The 21863-nt window shown below is 76.6% G+C and carries 22 protein-coding genes and 3 tRNA genes; 16 read left to right on the top strand and 9 right to left on the bottom strand.

All coding sequences use genetic code 11. From position 1 onward, the window contains the following. Window positions 1–20 precede the first annotated feature (20 nt). The 3 genes from MHY85_RS09435 to MHY85_RS09425 all read right to left on the bottom strand — a co-directional run bounded on the left by MHY85_RS09435 (window position 21) and on the right by MHY85_RS09425 (window position 1595). The gene (locus MHY85_RS09435) at window positions 21–758 is read right to left on the bottom strand and encodes a hypothetical protein (protein ID WP_239195804.1); all 738 of its coding nucleotides are present in this window, start codon (window positions 756–758) and stop codon (window positions 21–23) included. A 64-nt stretch (window positions 759–822) separates the two neighbouring features. Beyond that, window positions 823–1179: an STAS domain-containing protein gene (locus tag MHY85_RS09430; protein WP_239195803.1), complete on the bottom strand. Its 357-nt coding sequence runs from the start codon at window positions 1177–1179 to the stop codon at window positions 823–825. A gap of 101 nt (window positions 1180–1280) precedes the next feature. Beyond that, complete coding sequence (locus tag MHY85_RS09425) at window positions 1281–1595, bottom strand: hypothetical protein (RefSeq protein WP_239195802.1); 315 nt, start codon at window positions 1593–1595, stop codon at window positions 1281–1283. Between the two features lie 138 nt (window positions 1596–1733). Between MHY85_RS09425 and MHY85_RS09420 the strand changes: the two genes are divergently transcribed. Then, window positions 1734–2789, top strand: a complete 1056-nt coding sequence (locus tag MHY85_RS09420) for a response regulator (RefSeq protein WP_239195801.1) — start codon at window positions 1734–1736, stop codon at window positions 2787–2789. Further along, window positions 2777–4474, top strand: a complete 1698-nt coding sequence (locus MHY85_RS21830) for a cell wall metabolism sensor histidine kinase WalK (protein WP_239195800.1) — start codon at window positions 2777–2779, stop codon at window positions 4472–4474. The genes MHY85_RS09420 and MHY85_RS21830 overlap by 13 nt, the downstream gene beginning before the upstream one ends. Window positions 4475–4544: 70 nt before the next feature. Here MHY85_RS21830 and MHY85_RS09410 read toward each other — a convergent pair. From MHY85_RS09410 to MHY85_RS09400, 3 genes are all read right to left on the bottom strand, one after another. Then, window positions 4545–4617 (bottom strand) — tRNA-Phe (locus tag MHY85_RS09410). A 41-nt stretch (window positions 4618–4658) separates the two neighbouring features. Then, window positions 4659–4732: transfer RNA gene (locus MHY85_RS09405), tRNA-Asp, on the bottom strand. Between the two features lie 38 nt (window positions 4733–4770). Continuing rightward, window positions 4771–4843: transfer RNA gene (locus tag MHY85_RS09400), tRNA-Glu, on the bottom strand. 96 nt (window positions 4844–4939) lie between these two features. On the opposite strand from MHY85_RS09400, the gene MHY85_RS09395 reads away from it, so the two are divergent. The 3 genes from MHY85_RS09395 to MHY85_RS09385 all read left to right on the top strand — a co-directional run bounded on the left by MHY85_RS09395 (window position 4940) and on the right by MHY85_RS09385 (window position 8341). Further along, window positions 4940–5284 carry a metallopeptidase family protein gene (locus MHY85_RS09395; protein WP_154730356.1) on the top strand — a complete coding sequence of 115 codons (345 nt, stop codon included), beginning with the start codon at window positions 4940–4942 and terminating at the stop codon, window positions 5282–5284. 181 nt (window positions 5285–5465) lie between these two features. Next, window positions 5466–7376, top strand: a complete 1911-nt coding sequence (locus tag MHY85_RS09390) for a DUF4914 family protein (protein ID WP_239195798.1) — start codon at window positions 5466–5468, stop codon at window positions 7374–7376. Between the two features lie 32 nt (window positions 7377–7408). Then, window positions 7409–8341 (top strand): LLM class flavin-dependent oxidoreductase, encoded by a 933-nt coding sequence (locus MHY85_RS09385; protein WP_239195796.1) that lies wholly within the window; start codon window positions 7409–7411, stop codon window positions 8339–8341. 7 nt (window positions 8342–8348) lie between these two features. Here MHY85_RS09385 and galE read toward each other — a convergent pair whose 3' ends face one another. After that, the gene (gene galE / locus MHY85_RS09380; protein WP_239195794.1) at window positions 8349–9311 is read right to left on the bottom strand and encodes a UDP-glucose 4-epimerase GalE; all 963 of its coding nucleotides are present in this window, start codon (window positions 9309–9311) and stop codon (window positions 8349–8351) included. 162 nt (window positions 9312–9473) lie between these two features. Here galE and MHY85_RS09375 point away from each other — a divergent pair, with 162 nt between their 5' ends. The 10 genes from MHY85_RS09375 to MHY85_RS09330 all read left to right on the top strand — a co-directional run bounded on the left by MHY85_RS09375 (window position 9474) and on the right by MHY85_RS09330 (window position 18018). Further along, window positions 9474–10055: a TasA family protein gene (locus MHY85_RS09375; protein WP_239195793.1), complete on the top strand. Its 582-nt coding sequence runs from the start codon at window positions 9474–9476 to the stop codon at window positions 10053–10055. Next, on the top strand, window positions 10052–10606 hold the full coding sequence (locus tag MHY85_RS09370) for a hypothetical protein (protein WP_239195792.1): 555 nt from the start codon (window positions 10052–10054) through the stop codon (window positions 10604–10606). Before MHY85_RS09375 ends, MHY85_RS09370 begins: the two co-directional genes overlap by 4 nt. After that, window positions 10603–11814, top strand: coding sequence for a hypothetical protein (locus MHY85_RS09365; RefSeq protein ID WP_239195791.1), 1212 nt, complete (start codon window positions 10603–10605; stop codon window positions 11812–11814). The genes MHY85_RS09370 and MHY85_RS09365 overlap by 4 nt, the downstream gene beginning before the upstream one ends. Continuing rightward, the gene (locus tag MHY85_RS09360) at window positions 11811–12431 is read left to right on the top strand and encodes a signal peptidase I (protein WP_239195790.1); all 621 of its coding nucleotides are present in this window, start codon (window positions 11811–11813) and stop codon (window positions 12429–12431) included. Before MHY85_RS09365 ends, MHY85_RS09360 begins: the two co-directional genes overlap by 4 nt. Window positions 12432–12569: 138 nt before the next feature. Then, complete coding sequence (locus MHY85_RS09355; protein ID WP_239195789.1) at window positions 12570–13733, top strand: polyprenyl synthetase family protein; 1164 nt, start codon at window positions 12570–12572, stop codon at window positions 13731–13733. Further along, window positions 13730–14680, top strand: a complete 951-nt coding sequence (locus tag MHY85_RS09350) for a squalene/phytoene synthase family protein (RefSeq protein ID WP_239195788.1) — start codon at window positions 13730–13732, stop codon at window positions 14678–14680. Before MHY85_RS09355 ends, MHY85_RS09350 begins: the two co-directional genes overlap by 4 nt. Continuing rightward, on the top strand, window positions 14677–16461 hold the full coding sequence (gene crtI / locus MHY85_RS09345) for a phytoene desaturase family protein (RefSeq protein WP_239195787.1): 1785 nt from the start codon (window positions 14677–14679) through the stop codon (window positions 16459–16461). The genes MHY85_RS09350 and crtI overlap by 4 nt, the downstream gene beginning before the upstream one ends. Continuing rightward, entirely contained in the window at window positions 16458–16814 is a 357-nt protein-coding gene (locus tag MHY85_RS09340; protein WP_308191349.1) for a lycopene cyclase domain-containing protein, read from the top strand. Before crtI ends, MHY85_RS09340 begins: the two co-directional genes overlap by 4 nt. Then, a complete protein-coding gene (locus MHY85_RS09335; protein WP_239195786.1) occupies window positions 16811–17149 on the top strand; it encodes a lycopene cyclase domain-containing protein in 339 nt (112 codons plus the stop codon). Before MHY85_RS09340 ends, MHY85_RS09335 begins: the two co-directional genes overlap by 4 nt. Further along, complete coding sequence (locus MHY85_RS09330) at window positions 17146–18018, top strand: prenyltransferase (protein ID WP_239195784.1); 873 nt, start codon at window positions 17146–17148, stop codon at window positions 18016–18018. Before MHY85_RS09335 ends, MHY85_RS09330 begins: the two co-directional genes overlap by 4 nt. 6 nt (window positions 18019–18024) lie before the next feature. Here MHY85_RS09330 and surE read toward each other — a convergent pair whose 3' ends face one another. Further along, window positions 18025–18807: a 5'/3'-nucleotidase SurE gene (gene surE / locus MHY85_RS09325; RefSeq protein ID WP_239195783.1), complete on the bottom strand. Its 783-nt coding sequence runs from the start codon at window positions 18805–18807 to the stop codon at window positions 18025–18027. A 62-nt stretch (window positions 18808–18869) separates the two neighbouring features. Beyond that, window positions 18870–19883, bottom strand: a complete 1014-nt coding sequence (locus tag MHY85_RS09320; protein ID WP_239195782.1) for a PfkB family carbohydrate kinase — start codon at window positions 19881–19883, stop codon at window positions 18870–18872. A gap of 179 nt (window positions 19884–20062) precedes the next feature. Between MHY85_RS09320 and MHY85_RS09315 the strand changes: the two genes are divergently transcribed. After that, window positions 20063–21863: mechanosensitive ion channel family protein (locus MHY85_RS09315; RefSeq protein WP_239195781.1), on the top strand; the 1801-nt coding region annotated here is incomplete at its 3' end.

Here is a 21863-nt window from a genome sequence, read left to right as displayed (position 1 = left end):
CTCGCGCCCGTGCCGGCGGGTCAGCAGGCGTCCCACGAGCGACAGCCGGTGCCGTCGAGGGACGGCTGGGCCGGGACCGCGTCCGCGGGCGACTGCTGGAACACCCGGGTGCTCGCGCCCGAGTTCATCTCCAGGATGAGCCCCGTCGCCGGGTCGACGACGATCCGCTCGGCGCCGCCCTGCGCACCCGGCCGGGTCAGGACCTCACCCGCGCGCCCCAGCGAGTCCTCGCCGGGCACGACCGTCGACCCCGGGAGCGAGCCGGCGACCTGCCACGCCGCCTGGAGCAGCGCGGTCGGCAGCCAGCCCGGGTTGTTGTTCAGCAGGTCGTACGCCATCCCGTAGACCTTCTCGTCGTCGCTCCCGCTACGGCGGTCGGGCTCGATGCTGTCACGGAACACCTGCTCGAGCGCTGCCGGGTCGGTGGGAAGCACGTCAGCATCGCGCACCTCGTCGATCCACTGCCCGTCGATGCGGAACCGGCCGGCCGTGTACGACGGCGCCGTCGCCTCGGTGTTGCCGAGGTCGCCACCCCAGACGAGCAGCCCCGGACGGTCCGGGCTCTGCCACAACTCGCGGCGGTCCGTCACCCCGTCCGGCGCCACGGTCAGCGTGTACCAGTACGGCGCCGCCCCCTGCGCGGTGCCGTCCCGGAGCGCCGCATCGGCCGCCGCCTCCGCCGCGGCGCGAGCGTCGTCCGCCGACTGGTCCTCGGCGGCCGAGGCGGACGCGTCCGGGGACGGCTCCGGCGTCGCCACCGGCGTCCCCGTCCCCGCCGGCCCGGCCCCGCCCCGCGCCGCCCCCACCCCGGCGGACGGGCGCTCAGGCCAGCGCGGCGAAGGCGTCCGCGACGGTCTCGTGCGGCGGGAGCACCCGGATCATCGTCGTCAGCGTGAGGACGTCGAGCACCTGGCCGGTCGGCCGGGCGATCGTGAGGTCGCCGCCCGCGGTGCGGGTCGCGCGCAGCCCGGCGATGAGGGCCCCGAGGCCGGACGAGTCGAGGAACGTCGTCTCCTCGAGGTCGACGACGAGCTTGGTGCGGCCCTGCTCGACCAGGTCGGCCACGACCGCGCGCAGCTCCGGGGCGTCGCCGGCGGTGAGCCGCCCCCGGGGCCGCAGGACCACGACGGGCCCCCCGATCCGCTGCACCGCGATCTCCACGTCCGCCCCTTCCACCACGCCCGCGGGCGTCCACCCGCCGGTCCGACCCCACCCTAGGCAACCGCGGGCGCCCCCGCCGCTCGCGTCCAGGTGCTGCGACCCCCGCACGGCCCTGGCGGTCACGCCTCGGGACGGACCCGCGCCTCGTGCCGCGGCAGGGCGTCCTCGCCCAGGTCGGTCCGCCAGCCGCCGACCACGCGCAGCCCGGCGACGTCCAGGTGCGGCGCGATGATCTCGGCCAGCGGCGTGGGCCAGTCGGGCGCGCTGAGCCGCTCGCGGCCGAGCGGCTCCCCGGCGCCGTCCAGGACGGTCAGGGTCCAGACGAGGTCGCCGTCCCCGGACGGGTCGGGCGAGTGGACGAGGACGGTGCGGGCCCGCGCGAGCGTGGTGTCGTCGAGCGCCGCCAGGCGCGGAAGGTCCCCGTGGTGCGGCATCGTCGCCTCCCCGTCCGATGACGGCATCATGCGCACGGCCCCCGCGGCCCGCCCGCCGCCGTACGGGTGAATCTGCGAGCATGGCCGGGGCGTGCCGGACGGGCTGCCCCGCACCCGACCCACGCTGGGAGGAACCGCTTGACCGGCTCTGCGCTGCGGGTCGTCGTCCTGGACGACGACCCCGACGTCGCGGCGTACACGGGCACCGTGCTGGAGCGACGGGCCGGTTGCGAGGTCGTGGTGCTGCACGACGCCGCGGACATCGCCGGCACGCTCGCGCGGTTCGACCCCGACGTCGTCGTCACGGACATCGAGATGCCCGGCACCTCCGGCCTGGAGCTCGCGGGCCTGCTGCGCGAGCACGCACCGGACGTGGGCGTCGTGGTGATGACCGCCCACGTCTCGGTGGAGTACGCGGTGGGCGCCCTGCGGCAGCGGGCCGACGAGTTCCTCACCAAGCCCGTCGCCGCCGGCCAGCTGGTCGAGGTCGTGCGCCGGCTCGGCGAGCGACGCCGTGCGGCCCTGGCGGCGCGTCCGGTGGTGCTGGCGGTGGGCGCGCACCCGGACGACGTGGAGATCGGGGCCGGCGGCATCCTCGCGGCCCACCGGGCGGCCGGTGACACCGTCGTCGTCCTCACGCTGTCCCGGGGGGCGCGCGGCGGGGACGGCGCGGCCCGGGAGGGCGAGTCGCTCGCCGCGGCCGCGCTGATCGGCGCCCGGCTGGTCCTGGAGGACCTGCCGGACACCCAGATCCCGGTCGCCGGGCCGACGCTCGAGATCGTCGAGCGCGTGGTCGAGGAGGTGCGGCCGGCGGTCGTCTACACGCACAGCGCGAACGACCGGCACCAGGACCACCGCGCGGTGCACGACGCGACGATGGTCGGCACCCGCGGGCTCGGGACGGTCGCCTGCTTCCAGAGCCCGTCGGCGACGGTCGACTTCCGGCCCAGCCGCTTCGTCACGATCGACGGCCACCTCGGGACGAAGCTCGCGATGCTGGCGTGCTTCGCGTCCCAGGCGGGCATCCGGGACTACCTGGAGCCCGACTTCGTGCGGGCGACGGCGCGGTACTGGTCGCGGTTCGGGTCCGGGCGCGCGGTGGAGCCGCTGGAGATCGTCCGGGACACCGGCGGGGTCGGCCCGGGCGCCGGGACCCCGGGCGCCGGGGCCCCGGTCGGCGCGTGGCCGGCGTGACCGCCCGCGACGGGCCCCGAGGTCGCCGCGGGACCACCGGCGGCCCGCACGACCGCACCGTCCTGCTCAAGCACGCGCCCACGGTGCTCGGGGTGCTGCTCGGCGCCGCCCTCGCGGGCGCGGCGCCGGGCGCGGACGTGACCGACCGGCGCGCCGTGCTCGCGGGGGCGGTGCTGCTCGCCGCCGCCACCGCGCTCGCGCTGCTCGCGGCGTGGCGCCCGCCGGCGGCCACCCGTCGCGCCGCCGACCCCTGGTCCGCCGGCGACGGCTGGGCGGTGGCCGTGCCGCTGCTGTCGATCCTGGCCGTCGGCCTGCTGCGGGCCGGCACGGGAGGCGCGGACTCGCTGCTCGGTGCGGTCCTGGTGCTGCCCGTCATCTGGATCGCCGCGGAGCCGGGTCGCTGGTCCGTGGCCGTCGCGGCCGGGGCGTCCTGCCTCGCGCTGCTGCTGCCCGCGCTGCCGGGACTGGGCGGCGCCCGCGACGACCTCACCTGGTGGCGGGCGGTCGCCGCGCCCGCGGTCTACGCCCTCGCCGCGCTGACCGTCAACGAGCTCGCACGCCGCCTGCGCGGGCACCTGGCGCGGCTGCGCGACGCCGACCGGCTCACCCGCAGCGTGCTGGACGCCGTCACCGAGCAGGCGGTGGTGGGCACCGGGTCCGACGGCGTGGTCGACGTGTGGAACCCCGGGGCGGAGCGGCTGCTCGGGCGGACCGCCGCCGAGGCGCAGGGCGCGCTGCGGGCCGAGGCGCTCGTCGCGCCGGGCGAGCTGCAGGAGCGCTGGCGGCAGGCCGGGACGACCACCCCGTTCGCGGCGCTGGTCGCCGACGTGGCCCCGGGCCGCGCCGAGGCGTCCGAGTGGACGTGGCTGCGTGCTGACGGCTCGCCGGTGCCGGTGCAGGTGTCGACCACGGTCCGGCTGGACGGGGAGGGCCGGCCGGCGGGCTACCTGTTCGTCGCGACGGACGCCTCCGCCGTGCACGAGGCCGCCCGGCTGCAGGACCAGTTCACCGGGATGATCTCGCACGAGCTGCGCACGCCGGTGAGCGCGGTCGTCGGCCACCTGGACCTGCTCCGGGACGACCCGCTCACGCCCGACCAGCTCCGGTCCGTCGAGGTGGCCGAGCGGAACGCGGGCCGGCTGCTGCGCCTGGTGGACGACCTGCTGTTCACGGCCCGGGTGGACGCGGGCCGGTTCCCGCTGGCGCTCGCGGACGTCGACGTGGCGGAGATCGCGCGCGCGGCCGCGGAGTCGGCGCGGCCGGCGGCGGAGCGGGCGGGGGTCGCCCTGGTGCTCGACGTGCCGGAGGCGGCCGTGCCCCTGCGGGCCGACGCGGTCCGGCTGGCGCAGGTCGGCGACAACCTGCTGTCGAACGCGGTGAAGTTCACCCCGGCCGGCGGCACGGTCACGGTGCGGGTGAGGGCGACGGTCGACCACGTGCGGTTCGCCGTCGCCGACACCGGGTCCGGCATCCCGGCGGACGAGGTCGACCAGCTGTTCTCCCGGTTCTTCCGGACGACCACCGCGACCCGGAACGCCGTGCCGGGCGTCGGGCTGGGGCTGGCGATCACCCGGTCGGTGGTCGTCGCGCACGGCGGCGTGATGGAGGTCACGAGCACCGAGGGGGAGGGGACCACCTTCACGGCGGTCCTCCCGCGCCGGCGCCGCGCGCCGGCCGCGGGCTGACGGGCGGCGCGGGGCGCCCCGGGGAACGACGAAGCCCCGCCTCGCCTGGGGCGATGCGGGGCTTCCTCGGTGGCTCCGACCGGCGTCGATCCGGTGACCTTTCGATTTTCAGTCGAACGCTCTACCAACTGAGCTACAGAGCCTTGATACGACGACACCGGCCCAGTGGACCGGTGTGATCGAGCGACCCCGACGGGACTTGAACCCGCGACCTCCGCCGTGACAGGGCGGCGCGCTAACCAACTGCGCTACGGGGCCTCGTTGTGAGACCTATTCTTCCACATGCACGAGGCTCGTACCCCCAACGGGATTCGAACCCGTGCTACCGCCGTGAAAGGGCGGGGTCCTGGGCCGCTAGACGATGGGGGCTTGCGCCCCTGACGTCGAGGCGTCTTCAGACCGAGGAAGACTCTACGGGTACGTCTGCGGATCCTCCAAATCGGCGAGGATGAGCCGGTGATCGACATGTCGCGCGAGGACTTCGAGGACGCCGTCCGGGACGGGCTGGACCGCATCCCGGAGGAGCTGGCCGCCCGGATGGACAACGTGGTCGTGCTGGTGGAGGACGACGCCCCGGCGGACGACCCCGACCTGCTCGGGCTGTACGAGGGCGTGCCGCTGACCGAGCGCGGCGAGTTCTGGGCCGCCGGGTCGCTGCCGGACCGGATCACGATCTTCCGCCGGCCGACCCTGGCGATCTGCGCGGACCGCGAGGAGGTGGCCGAGGAGGTCGCCGTGACGGTGGTGCACGAGATCGCGCACCACTTCGGCATCGACGACGAGCGGCTGCACGAGCTCGGCTGGGCCTGATCGACGCCCGTCCCGCGCCGCCCCGCGCCGCCTAGGTAGGGGGCCAAGGTCCCGTCTGCGCCGACCCGCGCGCTCGTAATGTCCCGGTCAAGCGCGCCCGCACCACCGCCCTGGTGCCGCGGCGCGCCCCGGGTGACGCCCCCGCGGCGCCCCGAGGCCTCGACGCGTAGGGAGCCCCCACATGACCGCGGACCTGACCCTCGACCTGTCCTGCGTCCACCTCGCGCGGGACGTCCGCGCCGTGCTCGACGCGAGCCCGCGCGTGATCGTGCCGCGCTCGCGGGCGGAGCTGTACGAGCTCGCGCTGGGCCCGGACGGCGGCCCGACCTTCGCGGTCGAGTACGACGTCGACGGAGCGCCGTACCGGGAGGCCGACGTCGCGCGGTGCCGCAACGGCCTCGCGGTGAACTACCCCGAGGACTACATGCGCCGCCGGGATCCCGACTGCATGCGGATCGCGGACGGTCTGCCGACGGACAAGCCCCGGTACCGGGACGTCTACGGCGAGAAGTTCGACCCGGTCCGCGCGGAGACGCTGGCCTGGCTCGCGACGCAGGAGCTGGTGGTCGTGCCGTTCCGGGCCGGCGGGCCCGCGGTCGGCTACCCGTCGCTGGCGATCTGCCCGGCGAACGCCGCGTTCTTCGCGCTCACGCTCGTCGACCTGCAGGGCTGGGTGACGTTCGACGAGCTCGGCCCGTTCGACCCCCGCTCGATCCTCTACGTCGCCCCGCCGTTCCGGCACACCCGGTTCGGCGGCCGGCAGGTCGTGGTGCACGACCGCTCCGAGCGGCTGCACGAGGTCTGGGCGTACAACCTGTACCCCGGCCCGAGCGCCAAGAAGGGCGTGTTCTCGGTGCTGCTCGACATCGGTGAGCAGGAGGGCTGGCTCACGGCGCACGCCTCCTCGGTCCGCGTGACCACGCCGTACGAGAACGAGACCGTGATCATGCACGAGGGCGCCTCGGGCGGCGGCAAGTCCGAGATGTGCCAGGAGATCCGGCGCGAGGACGACGGCCGGATCCTCGTCGGGACGAACCTGGTGCGGGACGAGCCGTACCACCTGACCCTCGGGGAGACGTCGGCGCTGGCCCCGGTCACCGACGACATGACGCTCTGCCACCCGTCGGTCCAGGTCGGCGACGGCCGGCTGACGGTGTCCGACGCCGAGGCCGGCTGGTTCGTCCGGGTCGACAACCTCACGTCGTACGGCGAGGACGCCGCCCTGGAGCGCGCGATCATCGAGCCGGAGCAGCCGCTGGTGTTCCTGTCGATCGACGGCGTCCCCGGCGCGACGGCCCTGCCCTGGGAGCACACGCTCGACTCCACCGGGCGGCGGTGCCCGAACCCGCGGGTCGTCATCCCGCGCTCGTCGGTGAAGAACGTCGTGGCCGAGCCGCAGCAGGTGGACGTCCGCACCTTCGGCGTGCGGATGCCGCTGTGCACCCGCGACGCGCCCACCTACGGGATCATGGGCGTGATGCACGTCGTGCCGCCCGCGCTGGCGTGGATCTGGCGGCTCATCGCCCCGCGCGGCGACAAGAACCCCTCGATCGGCGAGAGCGCCGACGTCACCGCGGCGCTCGCGCACGGCGGGATGGTGGCCGAGGGCGTCGGGTCGTACTGGCCGTTCTCGACGGGCACCAAGGTGGCCGCCGCGAACCTGCTGCTGCGGCAGCTCGTCACCTACGACCGCACCCGGTACGTGCTCACGCCCAACCAGCACATCGGGGCGTACCAGGTGGGGTTCTCCGCCGAGTGGCTGACCCGCGAGTACCTGGCCCGCCGCGGCGGCGGCCGGATCCGCCGGGAGCAGCTCGCCCCGGCCCGCTGCTCGCTGTTCGGCTACCGGCCGACCGAGATGAAGCTCGACGGGCAGCAGATCCGGCCGACCCTCCTCCAGCCCGAGTACCAGTCGCACGTCGGCCCGGAGGCCTACGACGCCGGGGCCGCGGTGCTGCAGGGGTTCTTCGCCAGCGAGCTGCAGCAGTTCCTCACCGACGACCTCGACCCGCTGGGCCGGCAGATCATCGAGCTGTGCCTCGCCGGTGCGCCGGTCGAGGCGTACGAGGAGCTGACGCCGCTGCACCTGTAGGGGGCGCGCGCGGCGTGGTTACGCTCGGGTCCGTGACCGCCGCCGACACCACCCCCGCCGCCACCCGACCGCGCCTCGGCGTCGTGATCCTGCCGCAGCAGCGCTGGGCGGACGCCCGGCGCACCTGGCTCCGGGCCGAGCAGGAGTACCGGTTCGACCACGCGTGGACGTACGACCACCTCGCGTGGCGGTCGCTGGCCGACGAGCCGTGGTTCGCCACCGTCCCGCTCCTCGCGGCGGCCGCCGCGGTCACCGAGCGGATCCGGCTGGGCACCTGGGTGGCGTCGCCGAACTTCCGGCACCCGGTGCCGTTCGCCAAGGACGTCATGGGGCTGGACGACGTCGCCGGCGGCCGGTTCCTGCTCGGGCTCGGCGCGGGCGGCGAGGGGTTCGACGCGGGCGTCCTCGGCCCCGCGCCGACCCGCGGCGAGCGGACCCGGCGGTTCGAGGAGTTCGTCGAGGTGCTGGACCGGCTGCTCACGCACCCGGTGACCGACCACGAGGGCACGTTCTACGAGGCGCACGGCGCCCGGATGCACCCGGGCACGATCGCCCGGCCGCGCACGCCGTTCGTGGTCGCCGCGGCCGGCCCCCGGACGATGGCGCTGGCCGCCCGGTACGGGCAGGGCTGGGCGACCTACGGCCCGGTGCTCGCGCCGGACGAGCAGCCGGCCACCCCGGCCGCCGCGCAGGAGGCGTGGTGGGCCGGGGTCGCCGAGCAGGTGGGCCAGCTGCGCGAGATCGCCGGGCGGCTCGCGCCCGGCGGCCGGGTCCCGGACCTGTACCTGAGCCTCGACGGCGCGCCGGTGTTCTCGCTGGAGTCCGCCGACACCCTGGTCGAGGGGGTGGAGCGCGCGGCGGACCTCGGGTTCACGGACGTGGTCGTGCACTGGCCCCGCGCCGAGGGCATCTACGCCGGGTCCGAGGACGTGCTCGCCGAGGGGTTGTCCCGCCTGGGGCGGTGAGCGGCGGTCAGCGCGCCTGCCGCGCCTCCCACGCGCTGGCGACCATCTCCGTCAGCGTGTGCCGCATGACCCAGTCGAGGTCCCGGGCGGCCGCCTCCCCGGACGCGACGATGCGCGCGGGGTCGCCGGGGCGCCGGGGGGCGACCTCCGGCTCGAACGCGATGCCGGTGCCCTGGGCCATCGCGGTCATGATCTCCCGCACCGAGACGCCGTCGCCGGAGCCCAGGTTGTAGACCCGCTGCAGCGACCGGCCCTCGTCCAGCGCGCGCGCCGCGGCGACGTGCGAGGTGGCGAGGTCGGCGACGTGCACGTAGTCCCGGACGCAGGTGCCGTCGGGGGTGTCGTAGTCGTCGCCGTTGATCCGGGGGGTGCGGCCGGCGGCGAGCGCGTCCAGCACCAGCGGGAACAGGTTGTGCGGGCTGGTGTCGGACAGCTCCGGCGTGCCCGAGCCGACGACGTTGAAGTACCGCAGCGAGGTGTGCGCGAGGTCGGTGGCCCGGCCCTGGTCGCGGAGCAGCCACTCGCCGATCAGCTTCGACTCGCCGTAGGGCGACTCGGGGGCGGTCGGGGTGTCCTCGGTGACCAGGTCGACGTCCGGGGTGCCGTACACGGCGGCGCTGGACGAGAACACGATGCGCCGCACGTCCGCGGCGGCCATCGCCTCGAGGAGCCGGGCGGTGCCGGTGACGTTCTGCTCGTAGGTGTGCAGGGGGCGCTGCACGGAGACGCCGGCGTACTTGAACCCGGCCAGGTGCACGACGCCGGTGACGGCGTGCTCGCGCAGGGCCGCCGCGACCAGGTCCGCGTCCAGGATCGAGCCCTGCACGAACGGCACGTCGGCGGGGACGAACTCCCGGTGCCCCGAGGACAGGTCGTCGAGGACCACCGCTGGCATCCCCACCTGCCCGAACGCCCGCACCACGTGCGACCCGATGTACCCCGCTCCTCCGGTGACCAGCCACGTCGTCATGCCCCCAGCCTAGCGCCGCACGCGGGCGGTCGTGGTGCTTCGTGATCGGTTCCGATCGTTTCTGGTGGATCGCGTAGGTACTCATCCTGCGTTGAGGGGTGGCCGGGCCGCCTACTTTCGGTGGCATCAGCACACTCAGCCGCAGGAGCCCGAGGAGCGACGATGGTCCACGAAGAGCGCGGCGCAGGCCGCAGCGGGGGAGTGACGGGACGGGCGCGGGTCCTGGCGGCGGCGGGGGTCGTCGCGGTCATGGCCGCGGTCGGCTCGTACGCGCTGTTCTCCGACAGCGGCACCGTCCGCACCACGTTCACGGCGGGCACCCTCGACCTGCGGTTCGACGCGGACGCCGACGGCGCCCCCGCGCCGTACGTCGTGACCTTCGACGGCGGGGACGCGCTCGCTCCCGGCGTCCCGGTCACCCGCGAGCTGGTCGTCTACAACTCGGGGTCGGTGCCCGCGACGCTGGCGCTCGGCGCCCCTGTGCTGGTCAACGAGGAGCCGGGCGACGAGCCGCTGCAGGAGGTGATGTCCGTCCGGATCAGCGAGGCGACCGCGGGCACGCTCTACGACGGGCCGCTGACCGCCGCGGCGTTCACCGGCCTCGAGCTCGGCCCCGGCGGCACGACGGCGACCGGGCTCGCCCTCACGTTCGTGGTGACCGTGGACGCGACCGCCGGCGTCGGCGTCGCGGGGCAGACGGTGCAGGTGGACCTGCCCTTCACCGCGGCCCAGGCCACGCCGTGACCGCGCCCGGGTCGGTGGTCGTCGACCCGGCGGAGCTCGACGTGACCGGGCTGGTGCCGGGCGAGGCCGTCGTGCGCGAGGTGACGGTCCGCAACGACTCCGGGGTGCCCGTCCTGCTCGCGTGGACCCGGCGCGAGGACGGCGCGCTGTTCGGGGGCTGCACGCCGCTCGGCGTCGGCTACGCCTGGGACTCCGACGGTGCCGCCTGCGACGGCCGGCCCGTCGTCGGGGCGGGGTCGACGCTCGACCTGCGCGTCGAGGTCGTGCTCCCCGCCGACGCGGGCGACGAGCTGCAGGGCGCCGCCGGCACGTCGACCCTCGACTGGGTGGCGACGGCGCTGCCGGGCGGGAGGTGCCCGTCCGCGGGAGCCGGCGGCGCAGGTGGCGGGGCGGGCGGGTCGGCCGGGGCCGCCGACGCCGGGCCCGGCGTGCTCGGGGCGACCGGCGGCGAGGTCGGCGTGCTCGCGTGCGCCGTCGTCCTGCTCGTCGCCGCAGGCGTGCTGCTGCTGCGCCGCGCGGTGCGGGGGAGGTCCCGGTGGGTGGTGGAGTGACCGGCCGGGGGATCCTGCGCGTGGTGGGCGCGTGCTGCGCTGCCTTGGCGGTCCTGCTCGCCGCCCCGGCGGCGCGTCCCTCGACGGCGCTGCTGGCCGACCGCGGCGCCGTCCGCACCGCCCTGGGTTCCGTCGAGGCCGAGCCGCTCCTCTTCCGCGGCGGGATCGGAGCGGGCGACGCCTGGTCGCTCGGCTGGGACGCGGACGGGCGCCTGTTCGCCTGGGGCAGCAACGACGTGGGTCAGCTCGGCACCGGGTCCGGCGTCGGGGCGGAGTCCCGACCGACCCCCGTGCGGCTGCCGGACGGGTTGCGCGTCGTGCAGGCGTCGGCCGGCGTCGACCTGGGCGTCGCGCTCACCGACGACGGGGGTGTGTGGACCTGGGGGAACCCCGACATCTGGATCAACTCCCCGGTGCCGCAGCGGGCGACGTTCTTCGACGACCTGGACGACGAGGTGGTCGGGGTGGACGCCGGGGGGTACTTCTACCTGGCCTGGACGTCCGGTGGCGCGCTCTACTCCTGGGGCGTCGCCGGGAACCGGCTGGGCCGGCCGTCGTCGACCGACCGGGACCCGCCGGCGCGGGTCACCGCCCAGGGGCTGGACGCGCGCACCGTGGTCGCGGCGTCCGCGGGGCGGTTCCACGGCGTGGCCGTGGCGCTCGACGGCGTGGTGGCGTGGGGTGACGACGTCGGCGGGACGGCCGGCGGCACCGTCGCCGGCCTGCCGGACGACGACCCGGTGGTCGGCGTGTCGGCGGGCGCCCGCAGGACGCTCCTGTGGACGGCGTCCGGGCGGCTGCTGACGACGACGGCGTGGGAGACGGAGCCCGTCGCCGGCCTGGTCGGGGTCGCGGGGGCGGTCGTGTCGTCGCCGGTCGCCGGCGAGCCCGGTCAGTGGGCGTGGGACACCGCGGGTCGGCTGTGGGCCTGGGGCTCGAACGTCAGCGGCCAGCTGGGGCTCGGGGTGTCCGGCGGCGCGTACGTCACGCCGCAGCCGGTGGAGCTGGCGGCGGGGTCGACGGCGGCGGCGGTCGCGGGCGGCGGGACGCACGCCCTGTACGAGGCCGGCTCGGGGACGTTCGCCGCGGCCGGCAGCAACGAGCACGGCCAGCTCGGCGACGGCACGACGACGCCGCGCACCGCGTTCCGGATCGAGGTGCCGATCGCGGGGTGGCCCGCGTCGACCGGCGCAGACGCCCCGCCGTGAGGCCACGCCCGCTGCACGGGCGGCCGCGCAGGGCGCGCAAGGCGGCGCGCCCGGACGCCCGCCGCGTCCGCGCCGGTCGCCGGGGGGACGCCGGGGCCGTCGTCGAACGTGTCGCCCGGCGGGTGGTCGACGTCGCCGCCGTGGCGGGCGTCCTGTGCGCCGCGACGGTCGTCGCGCTGCTGCTCGCCGGGTGGCGGCCCGTCGTGCTCCTGTCCGGGTCGATGGCACCCGGCATGCCCGCCGGCACGCTGGTGCTGACCCGCCCGGTCCCGGCCGAGGCGGTCCGTGTGGGCGACGTGGTCACCGTGCCGCTGCCCGGGAGCGCGACACCGGTGACGCACCGGGTCGCCCGGCTGCGGCCCTCGGCCGACGGGCGCGTGCTGGCGACGCTGCGCGGGGACGCGAACGCCGCGGACGACCCGGAGGAGTACGCGCTGCCGGACCGGACGCGCCGGGCAGCGGTGCACGTGCCGCGCGCCGGTCGGCTGGTGACCGGGGCCTCGGGGACGGTGCTGACGGTCGGTGCCGGGGCCCTGGTGCTCCTGGCGGTGCTGCCCGCCCGCCGGGGCTCCGGGGCGGCGAGGCGCCCGGGGGTGGTGCGCTCGCGCGCGCGATGAGGCAGAGTGCACAGCAGGCGGGCGCGCGGCTCGGGGTCGACGGTCCGGCGGCGAGGTCGGCGGCGTGGCCGGCGTCCCGGTGGCGACGCGCCAGGTGCTCAGTATGCTGAGCATCTACTCGAGCCCAGGGGAGGACGCGTGCGCAGTGCCCGCACCCGAGCGGACGCGGGCGGCGGTCTGGTGGCCGACGCCCCGGCGCCCCGCGCGCGCACCCGCGCGCACGCCCCCGAGGGCCGCGCCCCGGACCTCGCCTCGCGGGTCGAGGACGGCCTCGCCGCCGTCCGGCTGCTCCTCGTCGACGACGTGGCCGCCCGCCGGGCCCGTGCGCGGGAGCTCGCCGTCGAGCACGCCGCGCTGTGGCGGGCGGTCGGCGACCAGCTCGGCGGCGGCCGGTTGATGCGCCCGCGGCTGACGGTCGCCGCGTACCTCGGCCTGGGCGGCACCGACCTGGCCGCCGTCGCCCCCGTCGCCGCGGCGCAGGAGATGCTGCACACCGCGATGCTGGTGCACGACGACGTCCTCGACCACGACGACACCCGCCGGGGCCGGCCGAACGTCACCGGGACGGCGCGCCGCCGGCTCGCGGCCCGCGGCGTGACCGGCCCCGCCGCGGACGACCCGGTGCTGGCCGCCGGCCTGCTCGGCGGGGACCTGGCGATCGCCGCCGCGTTCGACCTGGCCGCCTCGGCGCCCGTGCCGCCGGAGGTCGCGCTGCGCGTGGTCCGGTCGCTGGCCCGCGCGGTCGACACCACCGTCGCGGGGGAGCTGCTGGACGTCACCGGCGCCCTGCACGGCCCCACGGCCGTGGACGCGCTGCGCGTCGCCGAGCTCAAGACAGCCGTGTACTCCTGCTGCGGCCCGCTCGGCGCGGGCGCGGTGCTCGCCGGCGCGGACGACGGCGTGCTGGGCGTGCTCGACCGGTTCGGCACCGCGTTCGGCGTCGCCTTCCAGCTGCTCGACGACGAGCTCGGGGTGTTCGGGGACCCGCGGGTCACGGGGAAGTCCGTGCTGTCGGACCTGCGCGAGGGCAAGCGGACCGAGCTGCTCCGGCTCGCGTACCTGCGGGCCGACGCCGGGCACCGGTCGGTGCTGGACGCCGCCGTGGGACGCCCGGACCTGACCGAGGCGGACGCCGCCCGGGTGCGCGAGGTCATCGCCGCCTCCGGGGCGCTCCACGAGGCGCGGCTGGTGCGCGCGGACGCGGTGCGCACCGCGCGGACCACGGCGGTCGAGGGGCTGCCCGAGCCGCTGGCCCGCTACCTCACCGACCTGCTCGACGCGGTCGCCGGGGCGACGGCGTGACCGCCACGCGCCCGCCCGTGCGGGTCGCGTCGGCGGCGCTGTACGACCGCACCGCCGCCCGCGCGAGCCGCGCCGTCCTCGCCGGCTACTCGACGTCGTTCGGCCTGGGCACCCGGCTGCTCGGCGCGCGCGCCCGCCGCGACATCGAGGCCGTCTACGCGCTCGTGCGGATCGCCGACGAGGTGGTGGACACCCGCGGCGGGGACGACGCGGCGGCCCTCCTCGACGAGCTCGAGGCGCAGACGTCCCGCGCGATGGCGTCGGGCTACTCGACGAACCTCGTCGTGCACGCGTTCGCCCGCACCGCCCGCCGCACCGGGATCGGGCCGGCCGAGGTCGACCCGTTCTTCGCGTCGATGCGGGCCGACCTCACCGTCCGGGTGCACGACCGCGAGTCCTACCTCCGGTACGTCTACGGCTCGGCCGAGGTCGTCGGGCTGATGTGCCTGCAGGTGTTCCTCAACGCCGACCGCTCCCCGGGCGAGCCGGTGCGCCGCCCGGACGCCGCGACCGTCGACGGCGCGCGGGCGCTGGGCGCCGCGTTCCAGAAGATCAACTTCCTGCGCGACCTGGGGGCCGACGCCGGCGAGCTGGGTCGGCTGTACTTCCCGGGCGTGGGGCCCGACGGGCCGACCGACGCGCAGCTGGCGGCGATCCTCGGGGAGATCGGGGACGACCTGGCCCGCGCCCGGGCGGCGCTGCCGCGGCTGCCCCGCCGGGCGCGCGCGGCCGTCGCGGCGACCCTGGCGCTGTACGACACGCTGCTCGCCGACCTCGCCGCGACGCCGCCGGAGCGGGTGCTGGCCACCCGGGTCCGGGTGGGCACGCCCCGGAAGCTCGTCGTGCTGGCGCGGACGCTGGCGGGCGAGGCCGCGGACGCGGTGCTGACGCGGGGGAGCGCGGGCGCGGGCGCCCGGGACGGACGAGACGACGGAGGTGCGGCGTGACGGGTCGGGTGGTCGTGGTCGGCGGTGGGATCGGCGGCCTCGCGACCGCGGCCCTGCTCGCCCGGGGCGGCGCGGACGTCACGCTGCTGGAGCGGCACGACCGGGTCGGCGGCCGCACCGGCACCTGGGAGGCCGACGGGTTCCGGTTCGACACCGGGCCGTCCTGGTACTTCATGCCCGAGGTGTTCGACCACTTCTTCGCGCTGCTCGGCGAGCGGGTCGAGGACCACGTGGACCTGGTGCGGCTCGACCCGGCGTACCGGCTGTTCCCGGAGCCCGACCCGGCGCGCGGGCCCGGGGCGCCGGCCGAGCCGTTCGACGTGGTGGGCGACCCCGAGACGAACTGGGCGACGTTCGAGGCGATGGAGCCCGGCGCGGGCGAGGCGTTCCGCCGGTACACCGCCGCGTCGACCGACGCGTACCGCACGGCGCTCGACCACTTCCTGTACACGACGTTCGAGCGGCCCGACCGGGCGATCACGGGAGACGTGGCGCGGCGCTCGGGCACCCTGGCGTCGCTGCTGACCCGGACGCTCGCCGACAAGGTCGCCGAGACGACCGACCACCCGGTGCTGCGGCAGGTGCTGGGCTACCACGCGGTGTTCCTCGGGTCGTCGCCGTACCGGGTGCCCGCGCTGTACTCGCTGATGAGCCACCTCGACCTGGTGGACGGCGTCCGGTACCCGCGCGGCGGGATGTACACGATCATCGAGGCGGTCGAGCGGCTGGCCGTGGCGGAGGGCGTCACGATCCGGACCGGCGCCGACGTGGTCGCCGTGGAGGTCGACGGCGCGGCGCGCTCGGCGCGCCACCCGCGGCGCACGGGCGTGGCGCGCGGCGTGCGGCTCGCGTCCGGCGAGGTCGTCCCCGCCGACGTCGTGGTGTCCGGCGCCGACCTGTTCCACACCGAGACCGCGCTGCTGGCGCCGGAGCACCGCACGCTGCCCGAGCCGTGGTGGGAGAACCGGGGTCCGGGCATCTCGGCGCTGCTCGTCATGGCCGGTGTGCGCGGCTCGCTGCCGGAGCTGGCGCACCACTCGCTGTTCTTCACCCGCGACTGGCCCGGCAACTTCGACGCGATCCTGGGCCCCGGGCGGTCCTCGCGCCCGGAGGACCTCCGCGTCCCGGACTCCGCGTCGCTGTACGTCTCGCGCACCACGGCCACCGACCCGTCGGCGGCGCCGGAGGGCCACGAGAACCTCTTCGTGCTCGTGCCGTTCCCGGCCGACGCGTCCATCGGGGCCGGCCCGGCCGGGGTCGCCGAGCTCGACTCGTACGCGGACCGGTACCTCGACCAGGTCGGGCGCTGGGCGGGCGTGCCGGACCTGCGCGCCCGGGTCGTCACCCGGAAGGTCGTCGGTCCGGCCGACTTCGCGCGGGACTTCTCCGCCTGGCGCGGCACCGCGCTCGGCATGGAGCACACGCTGCGGCAGAGCGCGATGTTCCGGCCCGGGGACCGGTCGCCGCGGGTGCCGAACCTGCTGCACGTCGGCGGCGGCACCGTGCCGGGCGTCGGGCTGCCGATGTGCCTGATCAGCGCGGAGCTCGTCGCGAAGCGCCTGCTCGGCGAGACCTCGCCGAGCCCGCTGCCGGCGCCGCTGCGCCGCGGGTACCTCGACGCCGCGCGGCGGCGCGGGGCGTGGACCGAGCACGGCGGGACGGGTGGCACCGGCCGCGGCGGGGCCGCGCGCCCGGCGCGCCCGCCGGCCGGCGAGCCCGACGCCGCCGGACCCACGGGCGCCCTGCCCGACGGCGACGCCCTCCCGGCGGGGGCGCGGTGATCCGGTTCGCCTACCTCGGCGCGCTCCTGCTCGCGCTGGGCGGCCTCGCCCTGGTCGACCGCCGGTGGCGCCTGGCGTTCTGGGACGCCCCGCGCCGCGCCGCGCTCTGCGTGGGGACCGGTGTCGTCGGCTTCCTGCTCTGGGACGTCGCCGGGCTGCTGCTCGGCATCTTCGCCCGCGGCGAGAGCCCGCACATGACCGGCCTGCTGCTGGCGCCCGACCTCCCGGTCGAGGAGGCGGTGTTCCTCACCCTGCTCTGCTACAACGCGCTGCTCGCCTGGCGCGGCATCGACCGGGCGCTGGCCGCGCGGCGCGCGCACGCCGCGGGCCCGGCCGGGGAGGCGGCCCGGTGACCAACATCGTGCTCAACGTCCTCGTGCTGGCCGCGGTCGTCGCCGCGTCCTGGCGGGTGCTGCGCCGGATGCGGCCCGGCCCGCTCGTCGGCGGGGCGCTGGTGCTGTGCGTGCTCACCATGGTGTTCGACACCCTGATGATCGCCGCCGACCTGTACGTCTTCGACGAGGACAAGATCCTCGGCGTCTACCTGTGGGGGGCTCCGCTGGAGGACTTCTTCTACGCCGTCGTCGCCGCCCTGGCGATGCCGGTGCTGTGGACCGTGCTCGAGCGGCGGGCGGTCGTGCGCGGCGCGGCCGCCCCGGCCGCCGGAACCCCGGAGGGCGGCGCGTGAGGCAGGTGCTCGCGGCCTCGCGGCCGTTCTCGTGGATCAACACCGCCTACCCGTTCGCCGCCGGCTACCTGCTGGCGACCGAGGGCCGGGTCGACCTGACGTTCGTGATCGGGACGCTGTTCTTCCTGATCCCCTACAACCTGCTGATGTACGGCGTGAACGACGTGTTCGACTACGCGTCCGACCTGCGGAACCCCCGCAAGGGCGGCATCGAGGGGGCGCTCGCCGACCCGGCGGTCGCGCGGGTCGTCCACCGCCGGATCCTGTGGGCGAGCGCGCTGTCGGTGCTGCCGTTCCTCGTCTACCTGCTCGCCGTCGGGTCGGCCGCGGCCGGGGTCACGCTGCTGGTCGTCGTCTTCCTCGTCGTCGCCTACTCGGCGCCGGTGCTGCGGTTCAAGGAGCGCCCGGTCCTCGACTCGGCGACGTCCGCGATGCACTTCGTCGGGCCGCTGCTCTACGCGCTCGTGCTGGTCGGGGCGGACCTCGGCTCGCGGTCGGTGTGGCCCGTGCTCGTGGCGTTCGTGCTGTGGGGGATGGCGTCGCACGCGTTCGGCGCGGTGCAGGACGTCCGGGCGGACCGCGAGGGCGGGATCGGGTCGGTCGCGACCGTGCTCGGCGCGCACGTGACCGTGGTGCTCGCGACCGTCGCCTACGTGCTGGCCGCCGCCGTGCTGCTGGTGCTGCCGTGGCCGGGCCGCATCGCGGCGGTGCTGCCGCTCGTGTACGCGGCGAGCACCGCGCGGTTCTGGTCCGTCCGCGACGAGGACTGCGAGCGGGCGAACGCCGGGTGGCGGACGTTCCTGTGGCTGAACCTGGTCGTCGGGTTCCTGGTGACGATGCTGCTGATCGCCATCGCGCTCACGACCTGAGCCGGGTCAGCCCTCGGCCGCGCCCAGCGGGGCGTGCAGCTCGGGCAGCGCGGCGTCGGCCTCGAAGGCGGGCGCGTGCAGCAGCGTCACGGTCGCCCAGCCGCGCAGCAGCAGGCCGGCGTCGGTGTCGGGCTCCTGGGACACCTGGTGCTCGGAGTACGTGAGCATCAGGTTGCCGTGCTCGACCTCGTGCACCCGCGCCTGCACCGCGCCGAACGCCGCGAGCGGGGCCCGGCGCAACCCGCGCACCTCGGCCAGCGGCCGGTCCGGCACGTTGAGGTTCACCACCCGGTCCGGCAGCTGCGGCCGGTCGAGCATCCAGCCGAGCACGTGGGCGGTGTAGGCCTCGGCGGTCGCCCAGTGCTGCGGCCGGGCGTCCGCGAGCGACACCGCGAGCCCCCGGATGCCGTGCGTGGCCGCCGACAGCGCGGCGCCCACCGTCCCGGAGTGCAGCACGGCGTGGCCGGTGTTGGCGCCGCGGTTCACCCCGGAGAGCACCAGGTCCGGCTTCGGGCCGAACCCGCCGTGCGCCGCGACGAACGCGATCAGCCCCGGCGCCGCCCGCACGGCGAACGAGTCGACGCCCGCCGGCAGACCCGGTGCGTCCCGCCGGTCGACCACCAGCCGGCCGTCCTGCTCGGCGCCGAGCAGGGACGCGCTGGCGCCGGACGAGTCCCGCGCGGGCGCCGCGACCACCACCTCGTCCGCGCCCGCGTCGAGCGCCGCGCGGACCAGCACCGCCAGCCCCTCGGACTCGATCCCGTCGTCGTTCGTCACCAGGACCCGCATCGTGGCTCCTCCTCGCTCCGGCGCCTGCCGGGGTCGTCCGTCGTCCGTCGTCCGGGCCGGCGTCAGCCGACCTCCCGCACCACGATCTGCTCGGCGAACCGCTCGATCTGCTCGCGGTGCCCGGTGCCCAGGCCGCGGCGCGTGACGTTCAGGGCGCCGGCGGCCGCGCCGAGCCGCGCGGCCTCGGTGAGCCGCAGCCCGCGCCCGACCCCGACGGCCATGCCCGCCGTCATCGAGTCCCCGGCGCCGCGGTGGTCGACGGTGGTCACCGACGGCGCCACCACCTCGGACACGCCGGACGCCGTCACGAGCAGGGCCGGCTCGGCAGCCCGCGACACCATCATGGCGCCGACCCGGCCGGGCGCCTCGGCGTCGACGTCGATCGGGTCGTCCGGGAACTCGTCGCCGTGGCCCTCCGGCAGGCCCGGGTCCTCGCGCAGCAGCCGGCGCGCGCCCTCGCGCAGCGAGCCCACCGAGTCGTCCTCGGCCAGACCTGCCTCGACCAGCTCCTCGTGCGACATCTTGAGCACGTCGACGCCGGCCTTCGCGGCCTCCACCGCCGCCCTGCCGGACAGGTCGGCGACGGTCTTCACGCCCGCGGCCCGCAGGTCGCCGATCAGCCGCCCGAAGAACGACGGCGGCAGCAGCGGCGAGGGGTACGCGCCGGTGATCACGCACACGTCCGCGTCCAGCGCCTCGACCAGCACGGTGCCGTACAGGTCGTCGATCTCGTGCCGGTCCAGCCGCGCGGGCGGCATGAACGCGAGCTCGTTGCGCTCCCCGTCCCGCCGGTCGTGCAGGTACGCCCCGTTGCCGCCGGCGTACGACACCCGGCGCACCCGCAGGTTCTCCGTCTCCGCGAGGTGGCCCAGGACGGTGCCGGTCTCGCCCCCGAACGGCCCGCACACCACGACGTCCGCGCCGAGCGAGTACGCCATCCGCGCCACCCACAGCCCCTGGCCGCCCGAGTGCACGTGCAGCTCGGGGGACGCGTCGTCCGAGCCGGTCTCCAGCGTCACGGTGAGGATCGGCGTCGGGGCGAGCACGCACACGCGGGGGTTGCGGCTGGTCGGCACGGGGCGTCCTCCAGGGGGCGTCGGGTCGTCCCCGCCCATGCTGACGTGCGACGACGCGGCGTGCGACCGGAGCGCTCGGCACCGGGCCGGCGGGCGGCGGTGTGCAGGTCGTGCGCAGGGTCGGCGGAACCCCCGGCCCCGGGTGGTGACGCGCCGGGCGGGCGTGTTCGATGGCTCGCGTGATCCGTGCAGCAACGCAGGCGGCCGCGACGACCGCGACGACCGAGGAAGCCGTCGACACCGCCCGGGACGTCCTCGTCCCGGTGCTCTGGGTGGCGGGCGCCGTGCTCGTGGCCCTCCTGGTCGCGGTCCTGATCGGCGCCGTCGTCCGGACCGTCGCCAAGAAGTCCGTCCTCGCCGCCGACCTCGCCAGGCGGTCCAAGCGCCCCCTGCGGGCCGTCCTCATCGTCATCGCCGTGTGGGTGGCGCTCGCGATCTCCGTGTCCGACGCCGACTGGGAGACCTCCTGGATGCGGGCGATCGGCCACGTGCTGCTCATCGCGCTGATCGCCGCCGCGACCTGGCTCGTCGGCACCCTGGCGTTCGTGGTCGAGGACCTCGCGCTGTCCCGGTACCGGGTGGACGTCAAGGACAACCGGCACGCCCGGCGGGTGCGCACCCAGGTCCAGCTGCTCCGCCGGATCACCGTCGCGGTGCTGGTCATCGTCGGGGTGGCCGCGGTGCTGCTGACCTTCCCGGGCGTCTCCGCGTTCGGGGCGAGCCTCCTGGCGTCCGCGGGGCTGCTGTCCGTCGTCGCCGGCCTCGCGGCGCAGAGCTCGCTGGCGAACGTGTTCGCGGGTCTGCAGATCGCGTTCACGGACGGCATCCGGGTCGACGACGTGGTCATCGTCGAGGAGGAGTGGGGCCGGATCGAGGAGATCACCCTCACCTACGTCGTCGTGCACATCTGGGACGACCGCCGGCTCATCCTGCCGTCGACCTACTTCACGCAGACGCCGTTCGAGAACTGGACCCGCCGCGCCGCCGAGCTGCTCGGCACCGTGGAGATGGACGTCGACTGGCGGGTGCCGGTGGACGACCTGCGCGCCGAGCTCAACCGGCTGCTCGCCGACACCGACCTGTGGGACCACCGCGTCGGCATCCTCCAGGTCACCGACGCGGTCAACGGCGTCGTCCGCCTGCGGGCGCTCGCCTCGGCGGTCGACGCCCCGACGCTGTTCGACCTGCGGTGCTACCTGCGCGAGGGCCTGGTGTCGTACCTGCAGCGCAGCGCGCCCCAGGGCCTGCCGCGCACCCGCGTCGAGACGACCGAGGGCGCGCCGCTGCCGGGCGTCGAGGCTCCCGCCGCCGCTCAGGCACGCCGGCCGCGCACCGGCGCGCACGCGGTGGTGGAGCCGGCGCCCGAGACCGGGCAGCTGGACGCGCGGCTGTTCACCGGCAGCGTCGAGGCGATGCAGCGCGCCGGCTCGTTCGCGGGGCCGGGGCAGGACGTGATCGCCGAGCGCGAGGAGCACGCCGCGGAGGCCCGGCAGGACGCCGAGGGCACCGCGGGGCGGTCCTCGGGCGGGCGGAAGGTCGACGTGGTCCCGGCGCCCGGCACGGCCGCGGTGCCGCTCGCGGCGGCGGGCGCCGCCGGCGCGCCGGGGGAGGCGGACGCGGTGCCGGTCGCGCCCGCGGCCGGGCCCGGCTCGGGCGACGCGGGCGCGGCGGGCGTGGCGGGGACCGGGGCGACCGGCGTGGCGGCGGCGACCGGGGCCACCGGCACGGCGGCGGCGACCGGAGCCATCGGCACGGCGGCGGCGGAGGAGCGCCGGGAGAGCCGCGACGCGACGCCGGCTCCGGGCGAGGAGTCCGGGACGATGATCCTGCCCGCCTACGGCGCGGCCCCCGGCACGGACGCGGAGCCGGCCGGGACCGCCGAGACCCAGGTCCAGCCGCCGGTCCCCGCCGAGCCGGCGCGGCCCTCGACGACCGACGACCCGGGCGACACCGCGACGCCCCCCACCCGCCGCTCCGTCC

This window comes from Cellulomonas sp. ACRRI, assembly GCF_022346185.1.
Classification (GTDB): Bacteria; Actinomycetota; Actinomycetes; order Actinomycetales; family Cellulomonadaceae; genus Cellulomonas.
This window is presented reverse-complemented; position numbering and strand designations above follow the sequence as displayed.

What these genes read in the sequence shown, in the direction of transcription:
- MHY85_RS09425 (WP_239195802.1), bottom strand. Translation starts at nt 1,595, where the DNA reads ATGCCGCACCACGGGGACCTTCCGCGCCTGGCGGCGCTCGACGACACC.
- MHY85_RS09395 (WP_154730356.1), top strand. Translation starts at nt 4,940, where the DNA reads ATGTCGCGCGAGGACTTCGAGGACGCCGTCCGGGACGGGCTGGACCGC.
- MHY85_RS09390 (WP_239195798.1), top strand. Translation starts at nt 5,466, where the DNA reads ATGACCGCGGACCTGACCCTCGACCTGTCCTGCGTCCACCTCGCGCGG.
- galE (WP_239195794.1), bottom strand. Translation starts at nt 9,311, where the DNA reads ATGACGACGTGGCTGGTCACCGGAGGAGCGGGGTACATCGGGTCGCAC.
- MHY85_RS09375 (WP_239195793.1), top strand. Translation starts at nt 9,474, where the DNA reads ATGGTCCACGAAGAGCGCGGCGCAGGCCGCAGCGGGGGAGTGACGGGA.
- surE (WP_239195783.1), bottom strand. Translation starts at nt 18,807, where the DNA reads ATGCGGGTCCTGGTGACGAACGACGACGGGATCGAGTCCGAGGGGCTG.